The organism is Moorena sp. SIO4G3 (assembly GCF_010692305.1).
GTDB lineage: Bacteria > Cyanobacteriota > Cyanobacteriia > Cyanobacteriales > Coleofasciculaceae > Moorena > Moorena producens_A.
In genome coordinates this window covers 1-9,791 of the sequence record NZ_JAAHIG010000330.1, presented here as the reverse complement: position 1 = coordinate 9,791, position 9,791 = coordinate 1, and the positions used below count along the sequence as shown (strand labels likewise).

At 44.1% G+C, this 9,791-nt stretch carries 10 protein-coding genes and 1 pseudogene; 2 read left to right on the top strand and 9 right to left on the bottom strand.

Going from position 1 to position 9,791, the window contains the following annotated elements:
• The first annotated feature begins 138 nt into the window (after positions 1-138).
• The gene (locus tag F6J99_RS35260; protein WP_293120149.1) at positions 139-393 is read left to right on the top strand and encodes a hypothetical protein; all 255 of its coding nucleotides are present in this window, start codon (positions 139-141) and stop codon (positions 391-393) included.
• Here F6J99_RS35260 and argF read toward each other — a convergent pair.
• Complete coding sequence (gene argF, locus F6J99_RS35255; RefSeq protein WP_293120147.1) at positions 371-1,291, bottom strand: ornithine carbamoyltransferase; 921 nt, start codon at positions 1,289-1,291, stop codon at positions 371-373. The genes F6J99_RS35260 and argF overlap by 23 nt on opposite strands.
• A 395-nt stretch (positions 1,292-1,686) precedes the next feature.
• Entirely contained in the window at positions 1,687-1,854 is a 168-nt protein-coding gene (locus tag F6J99_RS35250; RefSeq protein ID WP_293120145.1) for a hypothetical protein, read from the bottom strand.
• Between the two features lie 160 nt (positions 1,855-2,014).
• Here F6J99_RS35250 and F6J99_RS35245 point away from each other — a divergent pair, with 160 nt between their 5' ends.
• Positions 2,015-3,649 (top strand): alpha/beta hydrolase, encoded by a 1,635-nt coding sequence (locus F6J99_RS35245; protein ID WP_293120143.1) that lies wholly within the window; start codon positions 2,015-2,017, stop codon positions 3,647-3,649.
• Between the two features lie 156 nt (positions 3,650-3,805).
• Here F6J99_RS35245 and F6J99_RS35240 read toward each other — a convergent pair whose 3' ends face one another.
• The 7 genes and pseudogenes from F6J99_RS35240 to F6J99_RS35210 all read right to left on the bottom strand — a co-directional run.
• The gene (locus tag F6J99_RS35240; RefSeq protein ID WP_070391227.1) at positions 3,806-4,219 is read right to left on the bottom strand and encodes a hypothetical protein; all 414 of its coding nucleotides are present in this window, start codon (positions 4,217-4,219) and stop codon (positions 3,806-3,808) included.
• Positions 4,220-4,487: 268 nt separating this feature from the next.
• Positions 4,488-4,754: a hypothetical protein gene (locus F6J99_RS35235; protein ID WP_149030778.1), complete on the bottom strand. Its 267-nt coding sequence runs from the start codon at positions 4,752-4,754 to the stop codon at positions 4,488-4,490.
• 358 nt (positions 4,755-5,112) lie between these two features.
• The gene (locus tag F6J99_RS35230; RefSeq protein WP_070391229.1) at positions 5,113-5,352 is read right to left on the bottom strand and encodes a hypothetical protein; all 240 of its coding nucleotides are present in this window, start codon (positions 5,350-5,352) and stop codon (positions 5,113-5,115) included.
• A 106-nt stretch (positions 5,353-5,458) separates the two neighbouring features.
• Complete coding sequence (locus tag F6J99_RS35225) at positions 5,459-6,991, bottom strand: PRC-barrel domain-containing protein (protein WP_293120141.1); 1,533 nt, start codon at positions 6,989-6,991, stop codon at positions 5,459-5,461.
• 625 nt (positions 6,992-7,616) lie between these two features.
• Positions 7,617-8,018 (bottom strand): hypothetical protein, encoded by a 402-nt coding sequence (locus F6J99_RS35220; protein WP_293072267.1) that lies wholly within the window; start codon positions 8,016-8,018, stop codon positions 7,617-7,619.
• A 255-nt stretch (positions 8,019-8,273) separates the two neighbouring features.
• Positions 8,274-9,278: a pentapeptide repeat-containing protein gene (locus F6J99_RS35215; protein WP_293120139.1), complete on the bottom strand. Its 1,005-nt coding sequence runs from the start codon at positions 9,276-9,278 to the stop codon at positions 8,274-8,276.
• A gap of 200 nt (positions 9,279-9,478) precedes the next feature.
• Positions 9,479-9,791: pseudogene (locus F6J99_RS35210) on the bottom strand (30S ribosomal protein S6--L-glutamate ligase); the annotation flags it as partial.

Genomic DNA, 9,791 nt, shown 5'->3' with positions numbered 1-9,791 from the left:
ATGCAGTAACGGCGGATATCCCAACAATTTTGCTAACCGCTAAAGCTAGGAGCAGCGAGCAAAAGCAGTTTCTAGATTTTGGGGGTAACTGGAGTTAAAAGTGTGGGGAGATGGGGAGAGTGTGGGAAGTGTGGGGAGATGGGGAGATGGGGAGATGGGGAGAGTGTGGGAAGTGTGGGGAGATGGGGAGATGGGGAGATGGGGAGTGGAGGGAGTTATAGCGTTTTCATAGCTATGAGGTACACAGGATTTTTTGCTTATTGCCTCTTGCCTCTTGCCTCTTGCCTCTTGCCTCTTGCCTACTCCCTATTCCCTATTCCCTGTTCCCTACTCCCTACTCCCTACTCCCTACTCCCTACTCCCTTAGGATTCAATCAACCCCTAAAAGACTGACCAGTAAAGCTTTTTGAGCATGTAAACGGTTTTCTGCCTGGTCCCAAACACGGGATTGCGAGCCTTCGATTACCTGGTCTGTAATTTCTTCCTCCCGGTGAGCGGGTAAACAGTGGAGTACGATTGCTGATGGGTCGGCATGGTCTAACAACTGTTGATTAACTTGATAAGGCTTAAAAATTGGAATTCGCTCCTCAGCTGAGGCTTCCTGACCCATACTTGCCCAAACATCAGTATAAATGACTTGAGCTTCCTTGGCAGCAGCTATTGGATCATCGGTAACCATTACTTCTGTACGGCTACCTGCCATTTTCAGGGCAAGCTCACAAATAGCACTATCAGGTTGATAAGCTGGTGGTGTGGCGACTCTGACATTCATTCCCATTAGAGCGCAGCCCAACATTAGTGAATGAGCAACATTATTACCGTCGCCAAGATAAGTCAATGTCAAACCAGCCAGTGTTCCAAAGCATTCCTGAATCGTTAACAAGTCGGCTAAAATCTGACAAGGATGCTCCCAATCAGTCAAAGCATTAATAATTGGAATCTGGGCATAGTCGGCAAAGGTTTCCAACTGTTTTTGCTCAAAGGTACGAATTGCTAGAATATCCAAGTACCGATCTAACACTCGCGCTGTATCTACTACCGGTTCTCCACGACCAACTTGGGTGACATTGGGATTTAAGTCAATCACCTGACCCCCTAGTTGGTACATAGCTACGGAAAAACTGACCCGTGTCCGTGTGGAAGCCTTATAAAACAATAATCCCAAAACCTTATTGCACCTAGGAGTCCACTGACCTTTTTTTAACTGAGTGGCTTTATCCAATAGTTCCTGAATGTCACTAGCACTGAGGTCTGCTAAGCCTATAAAATCGCGTCCTTTTAACGTATTCATGTTCTATATTCAATGAGTAAACTAGTTTACCCTAGCCACAGTGCTACACACAATTGCCCAGAAAACAAAGTGTAATTTTTACCTGGAATGAGCACCTTATAGCTCCCCAGTTTTTGTTAAGATGCACCCTGTTAAGACGCTATCCTATTTATCTTAAAATATCCTAACTAGTCTCCCAAAAAAGACTAAAAAACTAGTTAGTCTTTTCTAGGAAAACAAGCTTGAATCTTGGCTAGAGTTATTCACTCTACCACAAAAGTTCGCAAGAACATAATCCTAGTCTATTTAATCTACTCCTAAATGTCATCAAAAATTGACAAATCCTTATTAAATAATACAAATATCTTGCCCGATGCAGCACTAGGGAGTCAGGAGCGGTGCGACCCGTGGCGAATTTAATTACGGGTCAAGGGCACCGAGGGAGTCGGGAGCGGTGCGACCCGTGGCGAATTTAATTCGCCTAGCGATGCAGCGCGGTCTTGGGGGTTCCCCCCATGAGCGACTGCATCAAGACAAGGAAAGCGCACCGAGGCAATCGGGAGTGGGCAATCGGGAGTGGGCAATCGGGAGTAGCGCTATAGTATTTACATTTGAGATGTGAACAAATAATGAAATGCTTTAGGTTCCCTAAAACTACCAATCACTAACATTAGTAAGGAATACAGCGTTTTTTGTATTAGAAAAAATTACCATCTATTTTTACAAATCATTTGGAAAGTCTATATGTTCAGATTCGCAAAAGGTAAACTACAAACTAGACTAAGATGGCTGCTGCTGAATCTAGGATTGTTGATCACTCCAGTGATGATTTCTGCACCAGTTGAGGCAGCAGAGAAAATCTATATTTCCTATGGTCCAATTGAGTTTTCTCTACCGATCGCAGCTCTAGAAGTTTATGCGACAGTGGGCAAAGTTGAGCCATCCTTAGCCTTCTATGCGGGGTATGTAAAGCCAGAAGAATTCAAACAACTGCGGCAGGTCTTAATTACTCCGATTGATGTCACACCAGTAGCGATCGCTCAATTCCTCTACTCACCTCAAGGGGAAATAATTCTACAACGGGTAGGTGAAGTCATACAAACCAAAGCTCGTCAACCCGGTTTCTATGCGATTCGAGCTGCTTTAATCAAAGCCGCTTTTAAGCCAGAAGGGTTGACGATTTTGAATGTGTTGCAGGAATTTCCGACTTACGGCATTCGGATTAACTCACAACGGGGTTTTGAAATTATTGATGACTTATCCAAGCTGATTAAGCAAACCCAGACGGCCATTACAGCAGTGGAACAGGCATCGGAGCAGGAAGCGGCAGCCCAGACAGAGCGAGCTTTATCCGAAAAATCCCTAGACTTACGGCAACCCGGTTCAGTAAGCTATGCCAAGCAAACCATTACCTTCGATGACCATTACCGTCGGCGAGAGTTTCCCGTTGACTTGTATTTGCCAGAGTCCCCAAGGGAAGGGTTAGCACCAGTGATTGTTATTTCCCACGGACTGGGTTCAGTACGGAAGACATTTGAATACTTAGCCCATCACCTGGCATCCCATGGATTTGCTGTGGCTGTACCGGAACATCCAGGCAGTAATGCGGATCAAATACAGGCTTTGTTAACTGGTCTTGCCAAAGAGGCAGCTCCACCATCAGAATTTATTAACCGTCCTGTGGATATTAAGTTGTTACTGGATGAACTAGAAAGTTCCTTTAAAGGGCAGTTAAATTTGCAACAGGTGGGAGTATTGGGTCAGTCCTTTGGGGGTTACACATCCTTAGCTCTTGCTGGAGCTGAGATCAATTTTGAGCAATTGCAAAAGGATTGCGCTCCCTTAAATGAGGATACCTTGAATATATCCCTACTACTTCAGTGTCGTGCCTTTGATTTGCCACCACAGGACTATCAGTTATCGGATCAACGGATTAAAGGTGCGATCGCAATTAATCCAATTGCTAGCACAGTCTTAGGAAAATCCCAACTTAGCCAAATTCAAGTGCCCCTGATGGTAGTCGCTGGTAGTGATGATACCATAGCGCCAGCGTTACCAGAACAGATTCAACCCTTTACTTGGCTGACAACTCTACAGAAGTATCTAGTATTGCTTAAGAGAGGAACCCACTTTTCCACCCTCGCCCCATCAGAAGATGATGTCCCCTTACCTGAGGCAGTGGTTGGTCCTGACCCAACTATTGCTCAGGAGTATATGAAGGCATTGAGTTTAGCATTTTTTCAAACCTATATTGCTGGTAAATCAGAGTACCAAGCTTATCTAAGTGCTGCCTATGCTCAATCCCTTAGTCAAGAGCTGATGCCCTTGAGTTTGCTAACAATTCTCGAGCCTTTGGTACGGGAAAAAGCAGGGTTGTGAGGTATAGCGCTACGGGCAAGGCAAGAGGCAATAGGCAATAGGCAAAAGTTGACTACAACAGTTTTTCAGCTTATATCAATGTCCTAACTTTAATCGGTAGTGCTATAAACTATCAGCTATAGCAGAAGTCAGAAGTCAGAAGTCAGAAGTCAGAAGTCAAAATATTGCTCGTTCTAGCTGTTGAACTTGTTTTGCCTGTTCTGATTCTGCCGGAGCCTCTTTCAATGACGTAATTTCTGTAGTTAGCTGCTTAAGCTGGGTATAAAAGAAATATCCTGTCCAAGCTCCTGCTGCTCCCACCATCAAGATTAAAATCATCCAAATAGCGGTGAAGCGACCCATTTTTTTCTGTAGCTGCTTTGTTTCTTGCTCCTGTTTCTTCTTATCGGACATGGCAGTCATTTGAAATTCCACCAATGCTTCGGCGACTTCTTCGATATGTTGCTCTTGGAGATTAGCAAGAGGATTGACTGGGGTAACAACAGGAAGGGCTGTGTTAGAAAGGGGTTTGTTGTCTATACCAAAATTATTGATCGTGCTTATTTTCCTTAGATTATTGTTGTTAGACATGGCCTTTATTTGAGACTATTTAGTGTTTGTTTTTTATAGCAAAGAGAACTGGAAGTCGGGAGTCGGGAGTCGGGAGTCGGGAGTCGGGAGTCGGGAGTCGGGAGTCGGGAGCGGTGCGACCCGTGGCAAATTTAATTACGGCTCAAGCGCACCGAGGGAGTCGGGAGTCGGGAATTTATTATCAAAAATGTTCACAATTAATTTAGTAATACTATAGTATTTATTTTTTAGTTTTAAGGGTCAATAATTAATCAAAAAATTACCAGTTTTATTGAGTAGTTTTCCAGGAATTTACTGGTGCAAATTGCTGCTGCAACTGGTTGTAAGTTATAGCACCAAGGGGACTGATGGCAGCAATACTACCTCCTAGGATCACAATACTTAACACCAGCAAGATTTGGAGCCGTTTCACTGAGGCTTCTAGGGATTGCACCTCCTGTTGCAGCCCATTGATAACTCTTATTGCTCTGAGGTCAGACCATATACTGTCTTCTTGAAGAAATTCACAATCGCTATTGTTGTCAGTCGTCATCATTGTTTGAATTCTCCTTAAATAAACGTTTCTTGCCACCTTCTAAGTGATTACTGAGTAAGCATTCAGCCGTTGGCCGTAGGCCACGCTACACCGAACAGCTGTCAGCTGTCAGCCTAATGCTTAAAATAAACCTCAAACAGGAGAATTTAAAGGTGCGCTTTCGGAATTAAGAATTAAATTCGCCACGGGTCGTACCTAATAGTTTGAGATTAATCAGAGTTGAAACTTTGGAGAAAAGCCGATCTCAGCATATGCGCTTAGGGCACGCTACGGGGTTGTCAGCGGTTAGCCGTTGGCCATAGGCTTTTGGCTGATAGCTGAGGGCTGATAGCTGAATGCTGATAGCTGAATGCTGACATTACTGATCAGCGATCATTAACACAGAAATGATGTTCTGCAGAGACTTCTGTTTTTCTTTTCTCTCGGATGCAGCGGTTTCTGCTGGTGTTTGGGGTGCAGTTGCTTCTGGTGAACTCGGAGTCGGTTGAGACTGAGAGTTATCATTACCATCAGTAGCTAGAGATAACAAAGATGCGATCGCTAAAATACTTAGCACCATTGCAAATTGTCTAGTTACCAGTATTGCGACTTGTCTCATGGTATTTTTCTCTTTCAGTTGTATAGATCAGTTAGTGCCAGGACTTACGCACAGACTCCATGGGTAGGGTGGGCAAGGTTTTTACCACCCTACAAGTAGCGTTAAATTAAGAGATTTGGGTAAGTCCTAAGTGATTAAGAGCTGTTTTGGCAGATTCTGGTTCAGAACTAGGGTTGAGTGTCTTGTCTTTCTGAGCAGCGTCTGTAGTAGTAGCGGAGTCAGCACTCGGCAACTTTGTCTTTACTTGAACTAGTTTTTCCTTAGCCTGGTCAGTCAGCTGTTTAGTAGTCTGTTGTGCTTGACCAGCAACCTCAGAGAACTTCTCTTGGCTATTCTCCGCTACTTTTTTAGTAGCCTCTTGCACTTGAGTGGTGACATCAGAAAGCTTCTCTTTGGTATTACCAGTCACCTGTTTAGCCGTTTGTTGCACTTGAGCAGCAATCTCAGAAAACTTCTCTTGGGCATTGGCCGCTACTTTTTTATTGGTCGGTTGTATTTGACCAGCGACCTCAGAGAGCTTCTGTTGAGCATTACCAGTTAGCTGTTTAGTGGTCTGTTGTGCTTGACCAGCAATATCAGAAAACTTCTCTTGGGCATTCTTCGCTACTTTTTTATTGCTCGGTTGTACTTGACCAGCAATATCAGAGAGCTTCTGTTGAGCATTACCAGTCAGCTGTTTAGTGGTCTGTTGTGCTTGACCAGCAACATCAGAGAGCTTCTGTTGGGTATTCTCCGCTACTTTTTTAGTAGTTTCTTGCACTTGACCAGCAACATTAGAGAGCTTCTGTTGAGCATTACCAGTTAGCTCTTTAGTGGTCTGTTGTGCTTGACCAGCAACCTCAGAGAGCTTCTGTTGAGCATTACCAGTTAGCTCTTTAGTGGTCTGTTGTGCTTGATCAGCGACCTCAGAAAGCTTATTTTGGGTATTCTCCGCTACTTTTTTAGTAGTTTCTTGCACTTGACCAGCGACCTCAGAGAACTTATCTTGAGCATTATCCGCTACTTTTTTAGTAGTTTCTTGCACTTGAGTCGCTAACCCCTGAGTCCCTTTCACCAGCGCCGCCATATCTTCCTTGGTTTTAGCGTAGTCATCTTTCAAGGATTCAGCCGCCTGAGAAATTTTGTGATTGATGCCACCCGTATATTGCTCAGCCTTTTGCACCATCGCCTCGATCGCCATCACTCGTTTACCGCCCACACTAGCGATCGCGACAGGGGGAAGTCGGTAGGTGCCATCAGTGACACCACGCCAACCCTTGGAGCCAAAGATATACTCAACTACCTTCCCGGTCTGGGGGTCGAATCGATAGTCCATCAAAGTACCTGCCTGATTCCCTCCGTCCGTCCACAACTGATGTCCCACAATCGATTCCACAGATTCCGGTTTTTTCGCTGTGGTTTCCGAGCCAAGGTAAACTAGAATGCTGTCGGAGCCAATCGTCTCAATTTCTGCCCAAGTAAATGACCGTTTTTTGTGACCGAGCAGTCCTGACTTGCAAACCAAACCCAAAACTTGGTGAGCAATTGGGTCGAGCCACAGCTCAGCTACCCGACCAATTTCTTCGGTGTTTTGGCGATTCAGTACTATCTGGTTGATTACATCACTGTGCTTAATGGCAGTTTCTGATTGTGTGTTCATCAACGTTCTCCTTAGTTTGAAATCAGAGTTTTTAGAGCAAATCTGGTAGCATTGGCCTTGTTAACAACTTGCATTTGCCGACCTTGACTCTCTCCATCTCCTCCCCTCTATAGTCATGAGATTAGGCATCAGCTGGTTGTTTAGACCGCGCGCAGAGTATTTACTTAGAAATTAGGCTCCTTTGATTAAGCTCTGATGAAAGATTAATCAAACTTTGTGAAAAAACTGTGAGCATGCTACTGGCCTTGGGCGCTAAAAAAGCTTTTGAATGACCAATATCAAAGCACCAACAGAATTCTTCTGTAAGCAGAAAATTGTCAACTGCTTGACCAGATTTGTAAACTATTGGTTTTGTGAAAATTCCTAACTCAAGGTGATCCAAACATGATGCTCTACAGGATAGCCTGAGCCAGCAGTAAGCTGTTGAATACTTACGGATAAAATCAATCTGTAGAGTGCTTTATTATACCAATGTACTAAATCAGCGCGTTTATTCCCCAGTGTTGCGTAAGTCCTGATATTGCGTTTCGATTTGCTGAAGTATCCCTGATGTTAATCCTGAGAACGATCATTTAATTATCGCGTTTCTCGTACTTATGAGGTACAGTAGTCAATTTTATTCCCCCTACTCCTTACTCTCTACTCCCTGCTCCGTACTCCCTTGCACTTGCTCCTGCAGCCACTTAGTAATCAGTTCTGGACAATTCTTCTTAAACCAGCGCAGAGCAACAACTCTGAAGGCTGGTTTAGACATACGGGCAATTGATTTCATCATCCAGTTCAGGGAGCGAGACTGAAACTTTTTGTTGATCAGGTTGACTGATCCGACATCGTAGAGGCAATCAAGGATCAGCTTAACGGTAGCTTCTTCCCTTTCTACTAAATGTTCCAGAAGCAGCAGTACATCATGCATACGCTCCTTTTGTATGCGCTCTTCTTCTAAGATTTTCGGCACCTCGACCAATGGTTCGGAAGATGTCATCATAGTCGTGGTATCTATACTTGACTGTTCCAGGCTTGGATTCATTCCTTACACCCTAATCAAAAATGTACCTATGTCAGACACTATAACCTAGTACTGCGTCAAAATTAAATTGATAACCATTAGGCAGCCTTACACTAGGCATGAGCAGCTATTAGGCCAGAAGTGTTGAACAGGGAACCCGGTTCCCTATTCTCTATTCCTTATTCCCTATTCCTTAAAAAAATCCCAAACTTGTGTACCTCACCTATTTCAAAAATGCTTTTTATCAATTCTATATCTGGTGTTAAACTAATAATTTTATTCCATTAGTTTAGCCATTATTGGGAGTTGATTAACCAAGTCAAATAGGGAATTAATCTCCCTCGAAAACTGCCGATTTTTTTTGTTTTTAGTACTTAGTTCCCCTTCCGATTTTTTCTGCAAAACTTTATGGGCGACTTCATAGCCCTGCATCAAGTCGTTTTGAACTTTAGCCTGATCTACATCAGGGGAGATTTTGACCGTGACTATAACTACTCCATTCCCCTTATTTTCAATGCTTTGGATGACTAGCTTAGCATTTTCCTGCTCAACTTCTAGCTTTTTGAATGAATAGGCAAACCCTAGCCAGTCAATACCCCTATCGAAGACTAACTCAACACTATCCGATACTTTCTGAAACAGCTTGATAAATTCACCTGGGGCAAATTCACCACTACTCGGGCGGCGTTCCCGCTCAGGAAAATTGAGATAAATATAGTCACAAGCTATTTCTTCAAATTGGGTAGCACTGTTGATAGTCCAATTTTGCAGACAAGCTCCGGTTAATATTGCCCGGTTAAAATTGGTACTGAGTGCTTGAGCTTTAACAAGGTTAGTCCCGGTGAGGTTGGCTCCGCTGAAGTTAGCGCCACTGAGATCGGCTTCCTCTAAGTACGCTTGTCTAAGATTAGCACCCTCAAGACATGCTTTGACTAGGCTTGACCGACCAAGACTTGACCAGCTGAAGTCTGCCTCAGAGAGGTTAGCACTGCTAAAGTTAGTTCGACTCAGAGTTGCCCCGCTGAAGTTAGCCTCCCTCAGGTCTGCCTCAGAAAAGTTGGCTCGAATTAGTGTTGCGTTACTGAGATCCGCTTCTCTGAGGTTTGCCCCCTTAAAGTTTGCCCCACTGAGGTAGGCATCTCTGAGGTTGGCATGGCTGAGGTCGAGATTACTAAGATCTGCTGCGCTGAGATCGAGCTTGAGCCGAGAATTCTTGGCTCTCCAATCATTCCATATCCTTACCCCTTGCTTGAGTCGAGTGAGATGTTCCTTGCTTGCCATTTACTAGATCCGTGTACTTTTAATATGTACTATACTTTTACCCACCACACCCCGTCATGCCATCACTTGATCACCCCATCACTCCATCACTTCATGATCTCATCATCTCATTATCTGTAGTCTGAATAAATGAAATTGCTATACTATCTCTACGGGATGGGTCTTTATCTGTAAGGGCTTGCTTAAAATTGAATCACAATTTAATACTTGATGCGATCGCGAACAGCTCCACTGCGAGGTGTACCTTTTTTATCATTCGCAGCACTTTTTTCCAAAAATTCAATAATCTTCCCCGCCACATCCACCCCAGTCGCCTTTTCAATTCCTTCTAGTCCTGGTGAAGAATTCACTTCCAACACTAACGGACCACGATGGGAGCGTACCATGTCTACCCCAGCTATGGGTAATCCTATGGCTTTAGCAGCACGAATTGCTGTGGTAAGCTCTTCAGGGGTTAACTGGATTTTTTCCGCTGTTCCCCCTCGGTGTAGGTTCGAGCGGAATTCCCCCCCA

Coding starts and splice junctions, on each gene's coding strand:
- F6J99_RS35260 (WP_293120149.1), top strand. CDS start 139: ATGGGGAGATGGGGAGATGGGGAGAGTGTGGGAAGTGTGGGGAGATGG.
- argF (WP_293120147.1), bottom strand. CDS start 1,291: ATGAATACGTTAAAAGGACGCGATTTTATAGGCTTAGCAGACCTCAGT.
- F6J99_RS35245 (WP_293120143.1), top strand. CDS start 2,015: ATGTTCAGATTCGCAAAAGGTAAACTACAAACTAGACTAAGATGGCTG.
- F6J99_RS35240 (WP_070391227.1), bottom strand. CDS start 4,219: ATGTCTAACAACAATAATCTAAGGAAAATAAGCACGATCAATAATTTT.
- F6J99_RS35235 (WP_149030778.1), bottom strand. CDS start 4,754: ATGATGACGACTGACAACAATAGCGATTGTGAATTTCTTCAAGAAGAC.
- F6J99_RS35230 (WP_070391229.1), bottom strand. CDS start 5,352: ATGAGACAAGTCGCAATACTGGTAACTAGACAATTTGCAATGGTGCTA.
- F6J99_RS35225 (WP_293120141.1), bottom strand. CDS start 6,991: ATGAACACACAATCAGAAACTGCCATTAAGCACAGTGATGTAATCAAC.
- F6J99_RS35220 (WP_293072267.1), bottom strand. CDS start 8,018: ATGAATCCAAGCCTGGAACAGTCAAGTATAGATACCACGACTATGATG.
- F6J99_RS35215 (WP_293120139.1), bottom strand. CDS start 9,278: ATGGCAAGCAAGGAACATCTCACTCGACTCAAGCAAGGGGTAAGGATA.